Annotated in this window: 17 protein-coding genes; 1 reads left to right on the top strand and 16 read right to left on the bottom strand. The window is 51.7% G+C overall.

Annotation, left to right across the window (positions count from 1 at the left end; all coding sequences use genetic code 11):
- Positions 1-320 precede the first annotated feature (320 nt).
- From DRJ53_RS11565 to DRJ53_RS11530, 8 genes are all read right to left on the bottom strand, one after another.
- The gene (locus tag DRJ53_RS11565; protein ID WP_206609764.1) at positions 321-2315 is read right to left on the bottom strand and encodes a c-type cytochrome; all 1995 of its coding nucleotides are present in this window, start codon (positions 2313-2315) and stop codon (positions 321-323) included.
- A 116-nt stretch (positions 2316-2431) separates the two neighbouring features.
- Positions 2432-4270 carry a 3-keto-alpha-glucoside-1,2-lyase-like domain-containing protein gene (locus DRJ53_RS11560; RefSeq protein ID WP_114235797.1) on the bottom strand — a complete coding sequence of 613 codons (1839 nt, stop codon included), beginning with the start codon at positions 4268-4270 and terminating at the stop codon, positions 2432-2434.
- A 58-nt stretch (positions 4271-4328) separates the two neighbouring features.
- Positions 4329-5678, bottom strand: a complete 1350-nt coding sequence (locus DRJ53_RS11555) for an alkaline phosphatase family protein (RefSeq protein WP_114235796.1) — start codon at positions 5676-5678, stop codon at positions 4329-4331.
- A 171-nt stretch (positions 5679-5849) separates the two neighbouring features.
- Positions 5850-7124 carry a metabolite traffic protein EboE gene (eboE, locus tag DRJ53_RS11550; protein WP_241558526.1) on the bottom strand — a complete coding sequence of 425 codons (1275 nt, stop codon included), beginning with the start codon at positions 7122-7124 and terminating at the stop codon, positions 5850-5852.
- 14 nt (positions 7125-7138) lie between these two features.
- A complete protein-coding gene (locus tag DRJ53_RS11545; RefSeq protein ID WP_114235795.1) occupies positions 7139-8293 on the bottom strand; it encodes a 3-dehydroquinate synthase in 1155 nt (384 codons plus the stop codon).
- 90 nt (positions 8294-8383) lie between these two features.
- The gene (eboC, locus tag DRJ53_RS11540; RefSeq protein WP_114235794.1) at positions 8384-9340 is read right to left on the bottom strand and encodes a UbiA-like protein EboC; all 957 of its coding nucleotides are present in this window, start codon (positions 9338-9340) and stop codon (positions 8384-8386) included.
- Between the two features lie 105 nt (positions 9341-9445).
- On the bottom strand, positions 9446-10429 hold the full coding sequence (locus DRJ53_RS11535; protein WP_114235793.1) for a TatD family hydrolase: 984 nt from the start codon (positions 10427-10429) through the stop codon (positions 9446-9448).
- A 44-nt stretch (positions 10430-10473) separates the two neighbouring features.
- Positions 10474-11388 (bottom strand): EboA domain-containing protein, encoded by a 915-nt coding sequence (locus tag DRJ53_RS11530; protein ID WP_206609763.1) that lies wholly within the window; start codon positions 11386-11388, stop codon positions 10474-10476.
- 211 nt (positions 11389-11599) lie between these two features.
- Between DRJ53_RS11530 and DRJ53_RS11525 the strand changes: the two genes are divergently transcribed.
- Positions 11600-12313 (top strand): SIMPL domain-containing protein, encoded by a 714-nt coding sequence (locus DRJ53_RS11525; protein WP_114235792.1) that lies wholly within the window; start codon positions 11600-11602, stop codon positions 12311-12313.
- A 119-nt stretch (positions 12314-12432) separates the two neighbouring features.
- Here DRJ53_RS11525 and DRJ53_RS11520 read toward each other — a convergent pair whose 3' ends face one another.
- The 8 genes from DRJ53_RS11520 to DRJ53_RS11480 form a co-directional block, all read right to left on the bottom strand.
- The gene (locus DRJ53_RS11520) at positions 12433-12666 is read right to left on the bottom strand and encodes a hypothetical protein (protein ID WP_114235791.1); all 234 of its coding nucleotides are present in this window, start codon (positions 12664-12666) and stop codon (positions 12433-12435) included.
- A 266-nt stretch (positions 12667-12932) separates the two neighbouring features.
- A complete protein-coding gene (locus DRJ53_RS11515) occupies positions 12933-13901 on the bottom strand; it encodes a nucleoside hydrolase (RefSeq protein ID WP_241558525.1) in 969 nt (322 codons plus the stop codon).
- A 282-nt stretch (positions 13902-14183) separates the two neighbouring features.
- Positions 14184-15023 (bottom strand): SMP-30/gluconolactonase/LRE family protein, encoded by an 840-nt coding sequence (locus DRJ53_RS11510; RefSeq protein ID WP_114235941.1) that lies wholly within the window; start codon positions 15021-15023, stop codon positions 14184-14186.
- Between the two features lie 471 nt (positions 15024-15494).
- The gene (locus tag DRJ53_RS11505; RefSeq protein ID WP_123893527.1) at positions 15495-16187 is read right to left on the bottom strand and encodes a hypothetical protein; all 693 of its coding nucleotides are present in this window, start codon (positions 16185-16187) and stop codon (positions 15495-15497) included.
- 143 nt (positions 16188-16330) lie between these two features.
- Complete coding sequence (locus DRJ53_RS11500) at positions 16331-16819, bottom strand: hypothetical protein (protein ID WP_114235789.1); 489 nt, start codon at positions 16817-16819, stop codon at positions 16331-16333.
- A gap of 64 nt (positions 16820-16883) precedes the next feature.
- Entirely contained in the window at positions 16884-17999 is a 1116-nt protein-coding gene (locus DRJ53_RS11495) for a lipase family protein (RefSeq protein WP_114235940.1), read from the bottom strand.
- Between the two features lie 518 nt (positions 18000-18517).
- The gene (locus tag DRJ53_RS11485; protein WP_114235787.1) at positions 18518-20944 is read right to left on the bottom strand and encodes a glycoside hydrolase family 95 protein; all 2427 of its coding nucleotides are present in this window, start codon (positions 20942-20944) and stop codon (positions 18518-18520) included.
- A gap of 128 nt (positions 20945-21072) precedes the next feature.
- Positions 21073-21645, bottom strand: coding sequence for a YdeI/OmpD-associated family protein (locus DRJ53_RS11480; RefSeq protein WP_114235786.1), 573 nt, complete (start codon positions 21643-21645; stop codon positions 21073-21075).
- Positions 21646-21667 lie beyond the last annotated feature (22 nt).

Genomic DNA, 21667 nt, shown 5'->3' with positions numbered 1-21667 from the left:
TTTTAATTTCTAATATGGTTGAGTAAAAGCAATTTTATTAGTGTCTGTCATGCCGAACTTGTTTCGGCATCTCCTATGTATTGAACGGTTTTGATTTAAAAAGCAGCTACCCTGAATTTATAACCAAATGTCTTTAACATGAGGGAGATGCCGAAACAAGTTCGGCATGACAAACCCGCTGTTTTATAAGCACATTCAAATAAAAAATCTTACAGGTAATACCCCCTACAAAATAATCAATAATCACTGCACACCATCAAGCGGTAAAGAAAAAGCCTGCTCATAGAGCAGGCTTTTATAAAGAAATAAACAACATCATATTACGGTGCCAGCGAACGGATCCATTCAGCAATCTTGATTGCTTCTGCCTTTGGCACTTGCGGCATGGGCGGCATGGGCGTGGCATATCCCGGCCAGTTTTCAGGCTGCGGGTTGTAGATCAGTTGCACGATCTTATCCACCGAGTATTTGCGTTTGGCCACATCCTTAAATGCAGGCCCCACCTGGCGCTTGTCGGTATTGTGACAAGCATTACAAGTGTTCTTTGCCAGCAACGGTTTTACGTCTTCAAAAGTCGGCGCTTTTGCTGCGGGCTTTTTAGCTGCGGCTGCTGCACGGGCCTTCGGGTCGTCGGGTGTGGTGGTGGCTGTTGTTGCACCAGGCTTGGCCGCGGGCTTAGTTGTTGTCTTTGCCGGTGCGGCGGCGGGCTTTGTTTCCTTAGCCGAGTTTTTGGTGCTGATGCCTGCGCCAGTAAGCTTTGCTCCTTCCGGAATGTTGTTCAGCGTGTAGTAAGCCATTGGGTGCACCAGTGAGTAGGAACCTTCTGCTGCACGAACGCCATCCAACCGGATGTGGTGGATATAAGCAGGGCGCAATCCATCTACAATAATGCGGGCCTTCATACCATCATCCGAAACCTTTACACCTTTTACTTCGCAGCTCTTGGTGTTTACCGTTGGCGATCCATACACCGAATGGTATTTGTACAGGAAACTTTCCACGTTATACGAGGCGATGTCTTCAGCCGAAGCCTTGGCCACCGGCTTGGTAAATTCAATTTCAAAGCCATCGGGCATGGCACGAATGGCACGCATTTCAAAGGGAAGGCGGTTGTTCCAAACTAGCCTTTGCAAGCCCTGGTTGGCATCACCGGCAGAGCCCCAACCGCGGTTGGTTTCGCCTACAAATAAGCTGCCATCAGGAGCCCAGGCCATGCGCAGCACACCGCTTTGGAAACCGCTGCGGAAATCAAACGCAGCGCCCTGGTATTCGCCAGCTACCTTTTCCATAAATACCCGCATGATCTTGCTTTGGCCCTGGTCGCCAACGAGCAACTGTCCGGCAAATGGACCAAAAGTATTTTCGGGAATGGTTAGGATCTCGGAGTTGGAAATACCATAAATGCCATGCGGCAGCCATACGGCCGGAGTTTGCACTTGCGGAAATGCCGTTTTCATTTCGTGCAGCATCACAAACTTTTCGTTCTGCACGTTCTCGGGTTTGATGGCACGTCCAGCCGCATCGCGTTTGCGGCGCTCATCAACCGTTGCATGAAATTTTTGCTCGGTAAGCGTAACCGGCGAGCCGGGCATACCGGCCCAACGCAGGCCCGCAGGGTGCCCCATGAATGCACCGCGTTTTACATGTGCAATGCCACCCGAACCCAACCAGTCGCCCTGGTTGTCGGCATAAAACAGTTCGCCGTCGATCATGCCCAGCCCGGCAGGTGAACGAACACCTGTGGCCCAGGGTTGCATTTGCCCGTCGGGGGAAATTTTCATGACCCAACCGCGCCAGGGTACACGGCTTTCGCCGCGCCACCACTCTTCATCGCCAAAGGCTACGTTGGCCGAAACAAAGAAAGAACCATCCGGCGCAATCTTGGGGCCAAAGCTGTATTCATGATAGTGACCAGATAACGGCCATGCATAAACGGTTTCAAACGCATCGGCCTTACCGTCTTTGTTGGTGTCGGTCATTTTTGTAAGCTCGCCGCGCTGTGCACAATACAGCGAACCATCTTTGTAGGCAAGCCCCAGCACTTCGTGCAGGCCCGATGCAAACTTGCGGAAATAAGGCCTATTGCTAGTGGGGTTTTCCACAATAAAAATATCGCCGCGGCGGGTGGCCACAGCCAGGTTGCCATTGGGCATTACGGTTAAACCGCCCACTTCAAGCACGGTGCCTTCCGGCGCCGATATGCGGGCAATGCGGAAAAAATCTTCTTCCTTCGGCGACTCCTGCGCACCCCCTGCAATGCTTGCAGTAAGGCCCAGCGCCAGTGCCGTGTTGCGGAAAATATGTTTGTAGTTCATTGGTCGTTTTCTTTTGTCTGTAATAAAAAAGCCGAACAGCGTTAACCCGAGGTTGAACGGAGCGTCGCAAGTAAAGCTTCATGCCTGTACTGCAGCCGGCCCAACACCCGTTTTGCTTAATAAAGAATGGTGTAAGACACGGTGCCTTTTAACGGCGCAACCAGTTCTTTACCACCGGCTGCATCGCGCAGCTGTACGCCATCGGCGCCATCAATGCGCAGGTAATACGCTTTACCATCAACAAGGTACATGCCTTTGCCTGCGGGTTCGATGGTAGATGCTGCAGCAAGCCGCACATACATATTGGCTGGTGCGCCTTCGGCAGTAATGGTGCGTTGCAGGCCTTGTCCATCGGCGGCTACTTTCAGCGCATCCTGGATTTTGGCGCCGGCCATGTCGTATTTAAAAGTGGGCTGGTCGTCGGCATCGAGTACATAACCGCGGGTACGGAAACTGCTGCCCGTTGTATCATCGGGCCAAGCAGCAGTGTTGTTGGTTAATACCGCAACAGAAAATGCGGGTTTGCCAAAATACTGCACCGCACCGCGAGGCCGCGAAGAACCATCACCACGGTCGTGCCACATGGGCGTTGCATCGAGGAATGCACCACGCCAGATTTGCACCATGTTGCCGCGGTCCATATCGTACGTATAATGCAGGCCTTTATTACTGCCCACGCTTACGGCATGCACCACGCGGCCGTGGCGTGGAATGTCCATAAACGAACGCAGGATGGTATTGGATGGCGCTTCCACCAAAATAGGATCCACCGTATTGCCGGAGCTCAATGCCGCATCGGACACGAGGTATTCGCGGATGCCGGGGCCAGAAACCGACAGGCCCAGCGAGGGCTGCGCCCAATCGACAAATTTGGAATAAATCAATTCAAAAGGCAGTTCGCCTGCCGGCAAATTAGCTGTGCCGCGGCCGTTCCATTCCGAAATGGGAATAACCTGCTGCTTGTTGATGCGCAGGGCGCCACCGCCACCGTTTACACCCATATTGAAGGTGTACGTGCCCGGTTCGGCAACTTTTATCGTGCCGGTGTAGCGAATGAGAAACTCATTATCCATATTGCTTACCGCCGATGAAATAACACCGGAAGGCCCTTCGGCTTCGGGCGGCAGCGAGGCGTAGTTGGCCGGCTCTGCCTGGTATTTACCTTTGTACAGCGTGTACTTCAGGTTGGTGAGTTCAGGGCGAGGTTTATCGTAATTGGTGATCTTAATGTTTCGGAATGCAACGGCGCCATGATCGCCTTGGATGCGGATGGGACCTGTTGCTACTTCATTGTTTTGCATGGCGCCACGAGTTGGCCCCGAGAGCTCTACATCTTCGTGTATTGTTACACCGTTTAATGACAGCGAAAGGATGCGTGCATTCTGGATCTTTTTGCCCGAAGCATCAAAGCGGGGTGCCTGGAAAGAAATCCGCATCTTTTGCCACAAGCCGGGTGCTTTCGACACGTTCTGGCGTGGTGCATGGCCTTCGTAACCTTTTTGCCCATCGGGTTTGCTGTCATCCCAACGCTCATAAATACCACCATTATCGCCGGCACGTGGCTGGGTTACACCCCAGGAATCAAGCAATTGAATTTCGTAGCGACCCTGCAGGTAAATGCCCGAGTTGGAGCCTTTTGCCATGAGGTATTCCAACTCAAAGTCGGCATCGCCGTGGGTGAGGTTGGTAAACAGGTCGGCGCCGTGCTCTTTATTGGTGGGCACATTTACCAAGATGCCCGTACCATTGGCTGGTTTCAGCGCATTGGCTGCTGCAAGGTCGGCCTGCACATCGCCTGCAATGCGCCAGGTTTTGGAAGAAGGTTGAAAAGAAGACAGATCGTTTAAGGGCAGCGCCTGTTGGGCCAAGGCCGGGTGGCTCAGCGCCACACCCGACGCTATTGCCAGTGCGATGCCGGCATGCCTGCCTGCTGCTTGTTGCATATTTCGTTTCATGTTTACAAATAAAATTTTATAATGAACGGTGCGCCATTGCACCCATTAATCCTTTGTTTTATCCTGCCAAATGCTGCCAAATAACATCGTACACATCGGTGGCAACAAGGCTTTCTTTTTGCGGTCTATCTGTGATCAGTACCGGGTAGTACTGCTGTCCCACGGCCAGCGATCCATGCGAGCCATTGATGAGGGTAGCATCCAGCGGAATGACATCCATCACATACCGGAAGCCCGCCTTTTTGCGGAGCAGTTTGTATGCTGCGCGGGCTTTGGAACTCATGAACATTTCCACCGGGTCGTAACCGGGTTTTTTATGAATATCTACCACACGGGCATAATCGGGGGCCACGGCATCATCAAGCCAGAAGTAGTAGGTAAACCAGCTTTGCGCATCGGCCATCAGCACCAGGTCGCCGGCACGTTCGTGATCGATGTGGTGATCTTTTTGCGCAGCACGATCCAGAACCAAAGCCACGCCGGGCAAGCCCTCCACCAGTTGCCGCACTTTTTGCGCCACCGACGGATCGTTGATATAAATATGCGCCACCTGGTGGTCGGAAACAGCAAAAGCCTTTGAAGCGCCTGCATCGAGCAGTTCCAGTCCACGCTCCACACGTACCTGCAGCAATCCATTTTGCCGCAACAAACGATTAATGTGAATAGGCCTACTCACCGGTGCAATGCCGTACTCCGATAGCAAAATTATTTTGGCACCAACACTTTCATAATGCTGCACCAGGTCTTCTACCACAGCATCAATTTCATTCAGCTCTTTGCCCATTTTTGAAAAATCAGGTCCAAACTTTTGCAGGCAATAATCGAGGTGCGGCAGGTAAATAAGTGTCAGCGTTGGGTTGTATTTTTTATCAGTATAAATGGATGCATCGGCGATCCATTTGGAAGACGTGATATCGGCACCCGGACCCCAGAATTTAAACAAGGGAAACTGTCCCAACTCCTGCTGCAACTCATCACGCAGCGAAGCCGGATGCGTGTAGCAGTCGGGCATTTTGCGGCCATCGGCCAGGTACTGCGGCCGCGGCGTTGCGGAGTAATCGGCCGACGAATACATATTGTACCACCAGAACATTTTGGAGCAGGTAAATGAGGGGTCCTGCGCTTTGGCACGTTCCCATATTTTTTCGGACAACACCAGTTTGTTCGACTGCTTCCAGAATTTTATTTCGCAATCCTCGCCATCGTACCAGCCATTGCCCACAATGCCGTGCTCCGATGGCCATTTGCCTGTAACATAAGTAGACTGCACCGATGTGGTAACGGCCGGCAGCATGGGCGCAATGGGTGCCATGTGTTTTTTAGACGTGTATTGCTGCAAAAAAGGCGTGTGCTCGCCAATCACCGAAAGGGACAAACCTACAATATCTATGACAACGGTCTTTTGCATACTCAGGGTCAAAATTCAAAAATACAGGGCGCTGCACACATCCGCCGCTTTTGGTGGCGCAGCAGGCCGGGCGGCGCATCAACTATAAGACAAGAAAAGATCGGGAATGTACCAAAGCGCCGAAAAATTGCACGAATGTACCACCCCTTGCAACGGCTTCAGGGCAATTTTTTATTTGCTATCCAGCGCTGCCAACACCCACTGCAGTTCGCGAACAATGGAATCGGCAATGGGTAATTTTAAATCATCGGGCAATACATCCCAGGTATAGGTTTCCACTTCCATATGTGCGGAAAAAGGTTGCTGTGCCTGATATTTCAGCACAGTGGCAATTTCTGGCTGGGTGGAATGCAGCGCACCATATTCGGCGGCAAACAAGGGCACATGGTAATGTGCCCGCCATTCAACGGCCGTGGTGGTTTCCGCTGTTTGCAAAGCATCGGGCAGATCGCGGTAACGGGTTAATGAACCGTCCGCCTCTTTTGCAATTACCTGGTGCAAATAAACGGGCTCGTTGAATGGTGCAAATGCGGCAATAATGGCTTTGCGTTTTTCGCTATCTGCAGGCAATTCACGGCGCAGCGCAGCACTGATCTGGATCTTACCAACGCCAATGCTTTCCTTTTTCAATTGTTGCAATACTGCCAGATGGTCTTCAAAGCCAATTGCAAAATGACAGATATCGAAACAAAGCTGCACATGTGTACGCAGTGCGGCTTCAGCGTCCGCCCTATTTAAGCCCAACTCATTTTGTAAAAAAACACCACCCAATGGCAACAGGTAGTGATTGAACCAGTGGATAAACTCGGGGCCGGTTTCCATCATGCCATCGGGCTCGGGCTCGATGTTGATGTGAATGATTTTGCCCGTGGCTTTTTTAATCCCGATCAATGCAGCTACCACACGCAACAGGTTGGTAGTGCCGGTTTTAAAAACGGCATCATAATCTGCATCGTTGTGCCAATAGCGATACGAAAGCGGGTTGGTAGAGATGCTGCCTTCTTCGCCGTCGGGCAGCAGTTGTGCTAAAATTTGCGCCAGCCGGATGGTATAATCCACTCGGTCGTCGGTGGTCCAATCCGGTGTGTGCACGTCGGCTTTTACAACCGTGTTGTGAAAACCACCGTACGGAAAACCGTTCATGGTAAACACATAACAATAATGTTGCTGCAGCCATGCTTTAAACGCATGAAGCCGTTCGGGTTTTGCTAAATCTTTTGATGCCACATTGGCCAGGCGCAGCCCAATGCCAAACGGTGCATGGGGAGATACGCTGTTTTTTATCTGCGGAACATGCTGCTGCAATTGTGCAAAATGATCATTCCAGTTTTCGCCGGGATGAATGTTGGTGCAATAACTCAGGTGGCCGTATGGAGTAAGCATGATGGGTTCGTGAATGGTGAATGGTGAATGGTAAATGGTAAAATCGAATCGATCATCTGTCATCGTGATACTGGCTGTTATGCAACAGCATCGTGGTGCTGCAACAATTCGCTTGCTTTAATGAGCAGTGCCGTATCAAGGTGGTGCACTTCTTCGCCCACGCCAATGCCGCGCAGCAGCATGATGGTGAGCTGTCCGCCCAGGTGTTCGCGAAACTCATTCAAGCCACGGATCACTGCACTTTGCTCGCTGCTGATTTCCATCAGCGGATGCGTAATGGCAAAGCCCAACACCTGCAGCACATCGATGATGCGTTTGTAAGCCGCTTCATCCAACATGCCTGAAACGGCAGAATATGCACTGTCCAGCGCTATGCCCATGCCCACCGCATCTCCGTGTCGCACGGCAAAGCCGGTTAGTTGCTCCAGTTTGTGTGCACTCCAGTGGCCAAAATCCAGCGGCCGCGATGAGCCCATTTCAAAAGGATCGCCGCCGGCAATATGTTGCAGGTGCAGTTCGGCACAGCGTTCTACCAAATACTGCATCGCCGGCATATCGCGGCGGGCCAGCATGGTTGCGTTGGCTTCAAGCCAGTTAAAAAATGGCGCGTCTTTGATCAGCGCCACTTTTATGGCTTCCGACATACCGGAACGCCAATCATCGTCCGACAGCGTGGTAAGAAAATGATAATCGTTGAACACAGCCGCGGGTGGCGCAAACGTGCCGAGGAAGTTTTTTTTACCAAACCAGTTGACGCCGTTTTTAACGCCTACACCCGAATCGTTTTGCGACAGCACCGTTGTAGGGATACGAATGTGCCGAATGCCGCGGTGCGAAACTGCAGCGGCATAGCCAGCAAGGTCAAGAATAGAACCGCCGCCAATGGCTACGAGGTATGAGTGCCGGTCGATGCCATAAGCATTGACTGCTTCCACGAGTTGATCAAAAAGTTGCGGGTTGTTTTTTGCACCTTCGCCGCCTTCCAGCACCAGCATTTCGGGTACCAACACATAACCTTCCAGCGCTTCGAGGTAGGTACGAATTTGCCCCTGCAAATCGGGATGCGTTTCAACAACGCCTTTATCAATTACAAAAAGCAGCTTGCGGGCCGTATTGCCTTTTTGTGCATTTAAAAAATCTCTGAACGCCACATTTTCGGCACTAAACAGATGTTCGGTAAAATATACCTTGTACTCGAAGCGCACTGCAAACGACTGCTGCAAATAATCCATCGCCATCTCAATTATTGGTATTCCGCATAAGGCACGGGCATACTGCACCCGGCCGGAAAAATCTGGCGAAAGTTAACGAAAATCAACACATCAGGTTACGGCAAATGCTTTTGCCAGCCCCATGGAGAGCGGCAGAAGCAACAACATACACAGTGCAGCCACCGGTGCGCCAAAAGCGGCCGCCCACGCGGCATTCATCAGGATAAGTGATAAAACACCGGCCTTTACAGCTTTGCCGATTTTGGGGCCAGAGGGTTGTGCTACGGCTTTGGCAAGGGGCGGAAAAATCATAGCAGCAAACAACAGCACGAAGGGAAGAGTAAACAAGGCTGTTTCATTAAAAAATGAAATAACTAAAATGGAAGCCACAACCAAAACATATAAGAACACCGCACCATACATTGTATTCTTTTTCCCCCCATGCACCTCTCCCCTGCTAATCATGGTGATGGCGGCAATGTACACCACGGGCACCAGCGCCAGGAACCAGTATTGCGGGATTACTTGCGGAAAAATGCTCATACCCAACAGCAGGTTCAGTCCGCGGCACAGGCCCATATTTATGGGACCGAAAATATTTTGGTGTTTGCCCCATGCATCGTACAAAACAGCAGCCACGGCAGTAGCCAAGGCTAAGAAAAAAGAAGTAGAAAAGAAAAGGGGCCAATGTACCAGCCCGGCACACACCACGCCAAATAAAAGCAGGCCCACGCCCCACGCAGCAGCCAAAGACTTTGAAATCAGCCCGCTTGGGATGGGCCGTTCCGGTCTTTCCACTGCATCGAGTTCGGCATCAAAGACATCGTTGAGCACCACGCCGCCGCCATATAAGCCCAGTGTTGCAAGCATTAATATCAGCGTGTATGTAAAAATATTGCTCCCCCATGCACCCGACACAAACGCTGTAATTCGGCTGCCGGGGTGCTGTGCCATCATCGCTTGCAACACACCAAAATATGCAATGGCAACGCCTGCACCAATGTCGGAAAAAGCAGTAACAATATTCGCAGGCCTTGCCAAACGCAGCAGGCCAATCAGCTTTTGCAAGAGGAATTTATTTAAAAGAAAAAGCCACGCAACTACAGCGATCTTGTTGCTACAATACTTGTTTGAAGCAAACAACAGCACCGGCTTTGCGTGGCCTGAAAATGATTACCTGATAAATACCGAATCTTTATCAACCCTTGGTGCCTGTCCGCCGCGCAGCACGGTGTTGCCGGCAAACTTCTGGCTTTGATCAATCGATTTTACCGAAGAAAAATCCGACTCTTCGATCTGGCCGCTTTGCGCAAATGCAGTCACGGCATTTTGATACGTTACTAACCGGATATCTTCTACCGAAATACCGCGTTCCTTCATCAATGCCGCTGTTTTGGGCACGGCCAGCGGATCGGAAATACCCCAGTCGGCAGCGGAGTTGACCATGATGCGTTCCGGGCCGTATTGTTTAACCACATCCACCATTCGTTCGTTGCCCATTTTGGTAAACGGGTAAATGGTAAACGCCGCCCAGAAACCTCGGTCCAGCACTTCTTTCACCGTTTCTTCATTATTGTGATCAACAATCACCATACGCGGATCGAGGCCGTGCTCCAGTGCAATATCCATGCTGCGGGTAGTGCCCTTTTTCTTATCGCGGTGCGGTGTATGAATCTGCACCGGCAGTCCGGCTTCTTTTGCCAGTTCCAGTTGCAGGCGATAGTATTTTTCTTCGGCAGCGGTCTGGTCGTCAAAGCCAATTTCACCAACGCCAACTACACCTTCTTTATACACAAACAAGGGCAATATTTCCATCACCTGTTCGGCAAGCGCTTCGTTGTTGGCTTCACGAGAATTGAGGCCAATGGTGCAATAATGCTTAATGCCAAATTGCGATGCACGAAAACGTTCCCAGCCAATCAGCGAACTGTAGTAATCACGAAAAGTATCGAGGCCGGTACGTGGCTGTCCCAGCCAAAACGCAGGCTCAATAAGCGCTACCACACCGGCATCGGCCATGGCCTGGTAATCGTCGGTAGTGCGGGAGGTCATGTGCACATGCGGATCAAAAAACTGCATGCCCGCAATTTGCTCTTTATACAGCGGCCACTTTTCGCCGCGCTGCAGGCTTTCTTCGTCTATAGTATGGCAACACATAAGTGTAATTATTTTTTATGTAAATAAATAGGACGCAGCAATAATTATTCGCCTGCCATCCTTGCTGCAAGTCCCTTCCAGCTCAATGCGCCGGAATGGATTTCAGTCGATAATTCGCTATTCTTTTGCAACAATGCTTTTGCTTCGGGCAGGCTGCTTTGCGATAGCGCCAGTGCCGCTGCAGCACGTTCGCTAGTTTCGGTGCTGTACAATGCACCCTCTACATCGCGCAGATTTTCGGCATTGATAAACAGTGCCACACAGCGCCACAGCATGGGCGGCACTTCGCGGGCTGCAGCGCGGCGTTCCCGTGCAAAATCGATCAATGTATTGGCCAGCGATTCATTGGCACGCCTATCCAACCCAATGATCTGGTCGATTCTTTTTTCCGTAAAAAAAGCTTTCAACACCAACTGGTTCCAGGCACCGTCGGGCAGTTGTTCCGATGGATACGGGTTGTTGCAAATAATGGCTTCGAGCACCGGCCCGATGTTGCTGCGGATGCCTTCGGCACAGCGGCCGCGCCACGCTTCGGGGTAAGCCAGCAGGGGCAACGCTGAATAGAGTGCAACCAGTTCGTTCATTTCGGCAGCGGGAAAAAGCGTTTCAATGCGGCGTACATAAACCGCTTCATCATCGGTGTTTAATTGCAACAGCAACCACACACGGCAAAGCCGGTCGATGCTCCATTGATTGATGGTGAAGTGGGGCCGGATAGCTGCAAATGCAGCAGCACTTTCTGCGCTAATATCAACAATTGCTTTGCCCACTTTGCGCGGCATGGCGGCAAATGCAACGGCCAGCGCATTGCTGCCTTGGATGTTGAGCTGCGCCGCTTTTTCCTGCAGCCACTGCCATGCATTGGGCATTAGTTGTTGCTGCATCAGTGCTTTCATTTGCTGCACCATTTCAGCCTGATCGTATGAATAAGGCGTAATAATTATGTGATCAGATGGCATGCGCTAAAAGTAAGAAAGATGGGGTAAAATAACGCTTACCAAAATCAGCATTGCTGTTTTTAAAGGGTTAAGCCAAAGCCTCCTTTTTAATTTTTTCGGTTAAATGCGCACCGCCTGTTTTCCAAACATTCTGTTAAGCATGACCTTTTTTGGCCGCAGCTTTGTAACATTCGGCCCTTAATTACATCTCACTCTGTATAAATTCACTGGTATGAAACAAATGATAATTTTATTCTTTGCTGCTTTGATTTCACTGGGTGCTTCGGCGCAACAATCCAACCAAGGTCCACGCCTCATTAATGTGCAGGCCGCCGCCGAAATGGAAATTGTGCCCGATGAAGTTTGGGTGCAGGTACAGCTGCAGGAATATGACAAAAAAGGAACGGGCAAGGTGAACATCGAAAAGATCAGCAATGCGTTTTTGGCAAAAATGAAAGGACTGGGACTGACCGAAAAAGAAGTGAGCCTGCAAAACGCCAGCGGCTACGACAACTACTGGCAGTGGTACCGCAAAAACAAGCAAAAGACTCCCGACATGAAAGCGTCGATTTCTTATATACTGAAATTGAACTCGGTGCGCCAGCTGGAGCAGGTGGTGCAGGCTCTGGACGATGAGGCTACGCAAAACTTTTACATACAAAAAGTATCGCACAGCAAAATTGAAGACTACCGCAACGAGCTGAAGATGCAAGCGCTTAAAAATGCACAGGCAAAGGCTTCGCTGCTGGCAGGTGCCGTTAATGCGAAGGTTGGAGCCGTGTGGCAAATAAACGAGCCTACCGAAAATAACTACCAGCCGCAGGTAATGATGATGCGCATGAAAAATGAGTCAATGGATGCAGGCGGCGAGCCCGCACTGAATGTTGATTTCAAGAAAATGAAACTGCGTTTTGAAGCACCGGTAAGCTTTGTGCTGGTTGATTAAAACATCAACAAATCAACACACGTTGTAACAACAAAAGGGAAACGATCATTTTTTACAAACCCATATTAAAGTAAAAGGCCGCAGTTGCGGCCTTTTACTTTAATATGTTATCACCGTTGTTATTGTCGTTTCAGTCGTTGATCAATGGCGGCACCGATTTCACGCACCACATCGTTTTCCGAACAGTCGGAGCGCCATTGCATACCCTGGCGTTTTAGTTCGAGCAGTAGTGGCGGCTGGCCCATATCGGGGAGGTTGCCATCCAGCTTTGCTTTGTAGTAATCGTTTCCTAAGTGGTATACACTATAAAAAACAAGTGCATCCTGGTAAAATAGTGCTGCTTTGAATTTCATTGGATAAAGAATCTTTTTTGAACAAGTAAACAAGCTACAAAACTTGCCCATTACCGCTCCCCCTTTTGGACAGAAAAGGAAAAAACTTAGGCAAAACGCCTTATTTGGGCGGCAGTATGTTTTTGTAGTAGCACTCGGGTGGGAGCGAATACGATTGACGATTTTAGAATGACGATTGGCGATTGGGAAATGCCAAATGCTTTGATTTAAGGATCTAAAGCGGCCAGTAAAATCGTAAATCCGAAATCGTAAATCCACAATTGTTCTCATTTCCGCATCGGCTGATGCGCCATTACTCGTTCAATCAAGGCTTGCACTGGTGCAGGCGGCGCCAGGGCTACCAGGTAAAAATGGCGGCCGTTGCCGTTGCGCCAGGTGTTGCTGCCATCGGCGGCTACCTGCATGGTGCCCTTTTGCAGGCGGTACCAGGGCGCCACACCTTTTGCAGCCACCAGCACCGCGGTTTGGTCCCAACTCATGCGCCCATCCCTATCTTCGGCAGCCTTGGGTATAGCAATGCGAAACACATCTTTCACCGGGCTGTTTGTTATCGCTTCGTTGCGCATCAGCGGCACGCCTGTTTTAATTTCGGCGCCTATTTCATAGCCACTCAGCCAAATTTCGGTGGGCCAGTTTTGGAACACCCGTTGCGAGGCAGCGGCGTCTTTTTCCACATTAAATTCTTTTCCATCCGGAAACCTCCCGGCCATGCTGACGAGCCGTTTTACTTTTTTGTGCACCAACTCCGCACCGCTAAGCGCTGAATATTGGTCGGGGCCGGACTGAAGCAGGTTGGCCAGGTTGGTAAAAAAGCCCACGGTAATGATGGTTACGCTGCTATCGGGCTGGGTGGCCAGCACCTGGCGGTACACTTCGGTGGCCTCGGGCACGGCGCCGTTGGTCTTAATGCGGTGCGGGTACCGGGCCAGCAGGCTGTCGGACCAATGCTGCCAGTCGCGCATATCCAGCCCAGCCTTATGCGGCACGCCAATGGGCAGGTTTGGCCGGCCAAAATAAGTATTGAGCACGCTGAACACCGGCGCCACACCGGCATAACGGGTGCTGGCCACGGTCGCGAGGATTTTAAAATAGCCACTATCGGCATAGGCATGCAGCATGGCCATAGCGCCCACATCATCGTAATCGGGTCCCATGTCCGAATCGAAGATCACCGAGGCGGGTTTGGGTTTTTGCTGTGCAAATGAAGGAGCAGCCGCCAGAAGCAGGCACAGCAACAGGCTGAGTTTTATTGATATGCGCAAAAAACATAGCATGCGCTTAAGGTACAAAGCAGGGCTTGAAAAATGTGCTGCGCCCCGCAATGAATTAAGCAAACCAGTTGGGACAACAAAAAGGCCCGCCGTATAAACGGCAGGCCGAACTAAAAAATGGTTATCTGCTATTGAGAACCTCCTTAAAGGTCGGAAAGCAAACGAGTAATTACAAATGTTTCGCATGTTTTTTTTCAGGCATACGTATTTCCTTTAGAAAAGCCTATTTCAATCCACTTCAAAAGGTTACCAAGCGCCTTGCACCGCCATCTGCACGGTGTACACCGCTTCCGATGCGGTGATGAATAGTAGGTCGCGGTTGGCACCGGCAAAACACACATTGGCCGTCCAGTTTTCCGAAATGGGTATATGCCCAATTTGCTTGCCTTCGCTATTGAAAATAAAAACACCCTTACCGGTTAGGTACACATTTCCCTGCCGGTCCAGCGTCATGCCGTCGGAGCCTTTTTCGGTAAATAATGTCCGGTTGGACAGCTGGCCAGCGCCGGTTATTTCGTAACGGTAGGTTTTGTCCGCCCTGATGTCGGCCACGTACAGGTACTTGCCATCCGGCGTGCCCACAATGCCGTTGGGTTTTACCAGGTTGCTGTCCACAATGGTTGGTTGCGCGGCACCTTTAGGCAGGTAGTACAGGTGCTCGCCTTTTATTTCCGGTGCTTTTCGCTGCCAGTAGTCGCGCTGGTAATAAGGATCGGTAAAATAAATGCCGCCTTGTGCATCTTCCCACAGGTCGTTGGGACCGTTCAGTTTTTTACCATCCACATCGGCCAGCAACACGGTTACTTTCTTATCCGGTGCAATAGACCAAACCTGGTTTTGTTCATCAGCGCAGGAAAGCAGGTGGCCATTGCGGCCAAAAAACATCCCGTTGGAGCGGCCGGCCGGCTCCAGGAAAATGGACAAGCTGCCGGACGGCTCCCATTTCCAGATGCGGTTATTGGGCTGATCGGTGAAAAACACATTACCAACTTTATCGGCTGCGGGCCCTTCGGTAAATGAAAACTGCCGCGAAACCAAAACCGGTTCGGCTCCGGGTTTTACCGGCGATTGTTGTGCTACTTCCATGGTGCTGGTATTTTGGACGGGTGAATTTTTTGCCTGCCGTACCGGGCTGCAAAAGGCAAGCCCAAGGCAAAGCAATAAAGGAACAAAAGCGGTTACAGGGTTTTGAAACAACACTCAGTTTTTTGATGACCTCAAAAATAACGATTAATGCCAGTACGGTTTAGGTGCCTTCCTATGTTGCACTAGTAGTGAATCGGCAGCGATTGAAAGCGATATTGCTTTTTTGAAAGCAGCGCAATCCCAAGCAAAACAGCACCGCCGCAACAATTCATATTACTATTTTTTCGCTGACATCATCCTTTTTGCCATTCATAACTTATGGCCCAAACAACAGGTGCTTCCGTGCTTTCTTTGAAGCCACAACCACTAGTTGGTTGGCTCTCTGCAACGTAATCATATGGCAAGCAATCGTTAGTCGCCCGCTGTTTCCACAGTGGGCTTTTTGCTGCACCACAGTGTAAAAAGCAAATGTTACTGGCGCAAACCCAGCACCACACCGGCATAAAGCCCGCCCGAGTTTACCTCGGGGCCGCCGCTCAGGTCGGCATGGTTGGCTTTCCATTTGCCGTGGCTCAGCGGAATGTAATAACCTGCCCGCACCGCCAGATCCAGTTTTTGCCCAAACCCGCTTTTGCCCACCGGCGAAGCACCCAAGTGTATGCCTACATTGCCCAGCCACTGGTTTTGCGACACGTAAAACTGGTTGCCACTGCCCGCTAAATAAGACGTGAAACCGGAACTGGCGTCGGCATTGGTGAAGCGTAGTCCCAGCATGGAATACGCCACACCGGCATACGGAATGGCCTGCAGGCGGGTACGGCGCCGCAGGTCGATGCCCCACGACGTACCGATTTGTGTGCCCCGGGCCCAGGAGCGTTTAATGCCCGACTCCTTGCTGCCCGAATAAGTGGCAAACTGGAAAAACTGCACCACGCGGCTATTGTTGTAAAACAGGTAAAACCCCCCGCCCCGCGAAAAGAACACCTCGGGTAGCTCCACCTGGTTGGCACTGTTCAGGGTGGCGTTCAGGTCATCAAAGCCGGGACTGGCCAAGCCCAGCCACGAGTGGATGTAAAAAGCTTTTTTCTGCGAAATCACCTCCTGTGCATGTACTGCCGACAGGGTTACAAACATCAAGGCCAGACAAATAGTAAATCTGCGCATATATCTCGTTTGGCTTTTTTACTAAAAAAAAGGGGCCACCGTTTGGCAGCCCATTTTTCGGGAAATGAATCGTTTGTATTTGACTGAATGTTTTTTTGTAAAAAACAACCTCACTACAGGCATGTTCACTTGACCAGCAGCTGCTACAAACAGGAAGCTTTTTGAAAAGCATTGCCGTCGAAAGTTAGCGCACCGCGGTCCGAAAAGCTGCGGATGCCGTTGCGTTCCACTGCGGGGCCTTTGCCTTCAATCCACCCATCGCCGCGGCGCAAAAAAGCCACTTGCCGCACTTTGCGTTTTCCTTTTTGCATGTAGCTGTGGTTGGCAATCAGCGTATCGCCTTCCATCTGGCCAAAAAAAGAACCGCTGAAATTTTCCTTCACGCCGGCCCGGTCCATTATATCACCATTGATCTCGCCATCCTCGCCTTTGCTGCGCAAGCGCAGAAAAAGCGTGTCGCCGGCGGCCACGTAAAGGTAACAGGCGGGCAGCGCCGGCAGTGGCGCAGCTGCGGCATAATTGCCGGTTGATACCATTGCTGTATCGGTATGATTGGCGGTGGCGGTTGTGTCGGTACTGCTGCAGGCCCATGCCAGCAGGGGCAGCAATAGAAGGAAAAAATAGGGCTTCATGGTGGTTAGCTTTACCCGGTAGTTAAAGAAAAAAACGTACCGAGTTTTCACCAACCTGCTGCCGTTATTTTTTTATACTCACCGGCGCACCTGCCCCGTCGGGCAAGGCTTGCGCCAACTGCAGGTAAGGGCCATGAAAGTGGTGCTCAAATGCATTTTTAGAAGTGTTGGGATGCACCTTCAGGTAAGCACTATCAGCCAGCAACACCACATACTGCCCGGTGCGTACATAATGGCTGGAATTGAAGCGGGGCGGCAGCTCCAGCCCTTCCAACACTTTTTCCACCCGGCCGCCAGCCACTTCACCCAAAAATTTCACATAGGTTCTCCGGGCTTTGCGGGTGCTATTGTTGAGGCGGTTGTACACATGCTTCATCACCAGCCGCATCGGGAACTTTTGTTTGCCCAACGATGCTTTGGCGCCGGTAAACGGGTTGACCACGTTGAAATCTTCCAGGGTTTGGATCGACACCGGTGTTTCGGGCACCCAATCCACGCTGTTCACCACGTTGTACGCCCAGCCGGCCGCAGTAGCGGCTTCATAGGCGTAGGCAAAATGCAGGTTGCCGGGTTTGGGTGCGGCGCTGCAATAAGTTTTGATGCGCCACTCAGGGGCAAACTGGCCGTCGGCCTGGCGCTGGCGCAGCAGGGCGGTGAGCAGGTAAGCAATGGCGCCACCTTGGCTGTGCCCCATAATGAGCAGGTTGCGCGAACCGGCTGCGTAAGCCGAATCGAGACGGGGCAGCATATCGCGGCCCATGAACGCCATACCCAGCAGCCAGCCGGCATGCACGGCGGCGTTGGGGTAATTGGTGAGGTTGTAGGTAAATGTTTGTCCGTCGGGAAACTGGAGCTCACCACGGGCCGGCGTCATGGCGGCATAAAAATTTTCGAGCCAGCTAACCTGGTTGCGGGTAGTGCCGCGTATGGAAACAACGGTGGTGCCCTGCCCGTCGGTCCACAGGTCGTAGCGGTTGTCGAGGCCCAGCACTGGTGAGCGGTAGTGCAGCTTGAACCGCTCCGGCGGCGGGTTGCGGCGCGAATAGCTGGTGTCGGAAGTGGCCTGCGCCGACACTTTGAGCAGTTCGATGTATTCAGCTTTGCTGAAGCCCGGCTGCAGGGGCTGGGCACCGGCTTGTATGGAAAATGCAAAGATTAAAATTGCGGGTAAAAAACGCATGGTTGATGCTTTGTGGTGATATAGGTCAATGGGTGCCTGGCTCAATAGGGTTGGATTCTTGGGTGCAACAAATTATAGCATTTTAAGTTGTGGCAAACTGGGGCGTTAACAAGGTTATGGTTTTATTAAGCCGGGCACTCTGTTTATAAAAAACGTATTAAGCTTAATTGAAAACCCTTGGCGTTCATTCAGTGTGTTGTGCAAAAAATTTTGCAAAATTCGCTATTCTGGCCTAGTGCGTTCTGTTGCTTTTACTTTTTTGTTTGCCCAAAAAAGTAACAAAAAAAGGCCCCCGCAACCAATGACAGCCTGGTTGCGGGCCCGTTCCCTGATGTGGCTTTAGTGGTACTGTAGTGAAGTGCTGCAGATCGCTGTTCGGCAGGAAACAGCCGTTCATTGCATCTTCACCCTTATTTTTTAAATGAACATTTTGGGAATTGCCCATTAGCACCCCGAACGCTGAAGTGAGTGACACAACAGGCGCCGAGGAGTGCAGTGCTGCTGGCTAAAAAATGCAGTTACAACACCTGGTAAAAACGCCCTTTTTCGGTTGGGAACTGCACCAGCTTGCTTTCGGCTGAAGCAGGCACCAGCACCGAGCCGGTGGCTGATAAAACCCGCTTGCCGGCGGGCAGCAGCAGCTTGCAGCTACGGCCCTGCTCCGAAAAAATGGCAGCGGTTTGCACCGCTCCATTACGCCACGAAATATCCACCGCAAAAGCACCGCGGGCCCGCAGTCCTTTTACCGAACCCTGCGCCCAATCGGCCCCGGTGGGCAGCGCGGGCAACAGGCGGATGGCTTCGTCGGCACCATGGCTTTGCAGCAACATTTCGGCAATGCCGGCGGTGCCGCCAAAATTCCCATCGATCTGAAAAGGCGGGTGCGATGAAAACAGGTTGGGGTAAGAGCCGCCTTTGCGTTGCGCGGCCGGCGAGCCAAAGCCGGGCTGCAACAGGCGCCGCAGCAAGGTGGCCGCATGGTCGCCATCGCCGAGGCGTGCCCAGAAGTTGATCTTCCAGCCCATGCTCCAGCCGGTGCTTTCATCGCCACGGGTTTCCAATGTTTTGCGGGCAGCGGCAGCCAGCTCGGGCGTAGCCCATGGCGTTATTTCATCAAACGGGTGCAGGCCATACAGGTGCGACACATGGCGGTGGAGCGGTTCGGCATCTTCCCAATCATGCAGCCACTCGTTGAGGTCGCCGGCCTGGCCCACCCGGTTGGGTGCCAGCCGCGGCACCAAGGATTGGAGTTCGCTTCGCCAGGCTTCATCCACACCCAAAATGCGAGACGCTTCAATGCTGGCGCCCATCAGCTCGCGGCAAATCTGCATGTCCATAGCGGGGCCCATGGCAATCTGGCCCCTGTAGCCGTTGGGCATGATGTAGGTATTTTCCGGCGAGTTGGACGGCGCCGTTACCAGCCAGCCGTTGCCCCTTTCCTGTATTAAAATGGATTGCAGGAATTGAGCAGCGCCTTTTATTACAGGATAATAACGCCGCAAAAAGGCGGTGTCACGGGTAAAGCGGTAATGCTCCCAAATATGTTCGCACAGCCAGGCGCCGCCGGTAAGCGTGGATCCCCATTCGGCGCCTTCGCCCGGTGATGTATAACGCCAGGGATTGGACACCACATGGGCCACCCAGCCCGGGGCGTTGTAATAAGCTTTGGCGGTTTTTTGCCCATTGGTAACCAGGCCCGCAGTAAAGCGGTGCAGCGGCTCGGCCAGGTGGCCCAGGCCGGTCAGTTCCGAAGGCCAGTAGTTCATTTGCAGGTTGATGTTGATGTGGTAGTCGCCGTTCCAGGGCGTTTGGTACTCCACAGCCCACAGCCCCTGCAGGTTGGCGGGCAGCAGCCCCGGCCGCGAAGAAGAAATAAGCAGGTAGCGGCCAAAATTGAAATACAGCGCCGGCAGTTGCGCATCGGCGGCACCGGTGGCATAGCGCACCAGCCGCTGCGGTGTGGTTAGGTTGGCCACTTCGGCATTGGGGGGCAACTGCAGGCGGCATTTATTAAAGTCTTTTTGAAAAGCTGCTGTGCTGCCTTTTTGTGCCGCATCAAACGGAAGAGCGGCGGTTTTAGCAATGTCGGCACGTAAAGCGGCTGTTGCATTTGCTTCAGGCAGCAACCCGCCCGATTGGAAACCATAGTTGGTGCGGGCTGCAATGCGGATCCAGCATTCCGTAGCGCCGGAAATTTGCACGGCGTTGCCGGTGGTGGTAATGCGACCATCTTTAACCGATGGCACAGCAGTGGCGGTAAAGAACATGCCCTTGTCGCTACCCGATGGCAGGTTGCCTCGCATTATCAACGCATTACCTGCAGCCGTGATGGTAGCATTTTCGGCACGATACAGCGAAAGCGCCGCATTGATGCCGCCCTTTTGGGCACTGTGCAGGCGCACCCAAATAACATCGTTTACAAAATCAGTAAAAAGAGTTTCGGTAAAAGTATTTCCGCCACGGGTATAACGGGTAGTAGCAACCGCTTTTTCAACATCCAGCGTACGGCTATAGTTGGTAACAGCCGCGTTGCTGTCGGCCCAAGCAATATAGAGGTCGCCGAGGGTTTGATAAGCGCCGTATTTTTCTTTAGCGCCGCTGCCGTAGCCTGTGCCCACGCCTTTAGATACAAACTGTTGTTGCAGCAGTTTTTGCGCAGCCTCGTTGTTGCCGGCCAACAGGTACTCCTGAATGGGTTTGAGGTATTTCCAGGCACTGTCGCGGTCGGCAGCCTGCGGCCCACCCGACCAAAGTGAAAGCTCGTTGAGAGCAATGCGGCTCCTACTGGTGCCGCCAAACATCATGGCCCCGAGGCGGCCATTGCCTACCGGCAGGCTCTCGGTAAAATGCTTTGCTGCAGTATCGAAGGTAATGGTGACGTCGGCCTGTGCATGTAGCCATACAGGGCACAGGAATGCAAGCAGGAAATATAGGTTCAAACGCATGGTATAAAGGTAACGGAGTGAAGTGTTGCAGTTGCGGAGATTGGAGTGGAATATTTACTTTGCAGTAAGGTGCTCTTTGCTTGTGAAAGCAACAGGTATTGTTAGCTTATACTTTTACTTTTTTGTAGCTAAAACTGTTTCGGCTTCTTTCCTTGTGCTGCTAGTTCTGCAATTTCATTGATGCGCTTTTGCCTCGTTTCGGGTCGTTTGGCAAGCACCAGCCATTGCAGCATCATTTTTCGAATGCTCTTGCTTAAGCTTAAATAATAATCTTGTGCACCTGGATGCATGTCAAATGCCGTTTCCAAATCTGCAGGAATAGTCAATGCTTCCACTTCATCCAAAACGGTCCACGAGCCGTTTTGCTGGGCAATGGCAATGCTTTCAAAACCAGCAGGCGCCATCAGCCCACGGTCAATAAGTTGCACTACTTTATCCTTATTGATTTTCGACCAGGTGCTGCGCTGCTTTCGCTTGCTGAAAAACTGGTGAGAAGTTTCGTTATCGATCTTTATTTTCTTGCTATCGATCCAGCCAAAGCAAAGCGCTACATCCACCGCTTCGCTCCAGGTAATAGTGGGCCTGCCCGATGCCTTGGCATAAAAGACAACCCAAACCGATTGCCTGGCAAGATGGTTGGCTTCCAGCCACTCCCGCCACGCTGCCACATTTGCCGGGTAAAAGATTTCAATTTCGTTCATGGTTAGGTGTCAACTACAGTTT

The sequence above is a fragment of the Paracnuella aquatica genome (assembly GCF_003332885.2).
In the GTDB taxonomy this organism is placed as follows: Bacteria; Bacteroidota; Bacteroidia; order Chitinophagales; family Chitinophagaceae; genus Flavisolibacter; species Flavisolibacter aquaticus.
This window is presented reverse-complemented; position numbering and strand designations above follow the sequence as displayed.

Bases quoted from the DNA above. Each gene is read 5' to 3' on its own strand.
- DRJ53_RS11520 (WP_114235791.1), bottom strand. From the start codon at position 12,666: ATGAAATTCAAAGCAGCACTATTTTACCAGGATGCACTTGTTTTTTAT.
- DRJ53_RS11555 (WP_114235796.1), bottom strand. From the start codon at position 5,678: ATGCAAAAGACCGTTGTCATAGATATTGTAGGTTTGTCCCTTTCGGTG.
- DRJ53_RS11535 (WP_114235793.1), bottom strand. From the start codon at position 10,429: ATGTGTTGCCATACTATAGACGAAGAAAGCCTGCAGCGCGGCGAAAAG.
- DRJ53_RS11480 (WP_114235786.1), bottom strand. From the start codon at position 21,645: ATGAACGAAATTGAAATCTTTTACCCGGCAAATGTGGCAGCGTGGCGG.
- DRJ53_RS11500 (WP_114235789.1), bottom strand. From the start codon at position 16,819: ATGAAGCCCTATTTTTTCCTTCTATTGCTGCCCCTGCTGGCATGGGCC.
- DRJ53_RS11545 (WP_114235795.1), bottom strand. From the start codon at position 8,293: ATGGATTATTTGCAGCAGTCGTTTGCAGTGCGCTTCGAGTACAAGGTA.
- eboE (WP_241558526.1), bottom strand. From the start codon at position 7,124: ATGACAGATGATCGATTCGATTTTACCATTTACCATTCACCATTCACC.
- DRJ53_RS11505 (WP_123893527.1), bottom strand. From the start codon at position 16,187: ATGCGCAGATTTACTATTTGTCTGGCCTTGATGTTTGTAACCCTGTCG.
- DRJ53_RS11510 (WP_114235941.1), bottom strand. From the start codon at position 15,023: ATGGAAGTAGCACAACAATCGCCGGTAAAACCCGGAGCCGAACCGGTT.
- DRJ53_RS11565 (WP_206609764.1), bottom strand. From the start codon at position 2,315: ATGAACTACAAACATATTTTCCGCAACACGGCACTGGCGCTGGGCCTT.
- DRJ53_RS11530 (WP_206609763.1), bottom strand. From the start codon at position 11,388: ATGCCATCTGATCACATAATTATTACGCCTTATTCATACGATCAGGCT.
- DRJ53_RS11485 (WP_114235787.1), bottom strand. From the start codon at position 20,944: ATGCGTTTGAACCTATATTTCCTGCTTGCATTCCTGTGCCCTGTATGG.
- DRJ53_RS11495 (WP_114235940.1), bottom strand. From the start codon at position 17,999: ATGCGTTTTTTACCCGCAATTTTAATCTTTGCATTTTCCATACAAGCC.
- DRJ53_RS11525 (WP_114235792.1), top strand. From the start codon at position 11,600: ATGAAACAAATGATAATTTTATTCTTTGCTGCTTTGATTTCACTGGGT.
- DRJ53_RS11560 (WP_114235797.1), bottom strand. From the start codon at position 4,270: ATGAAACGAAATATGCAACAAGCAGCAGGCAGGCATGCCGGCATCGCA.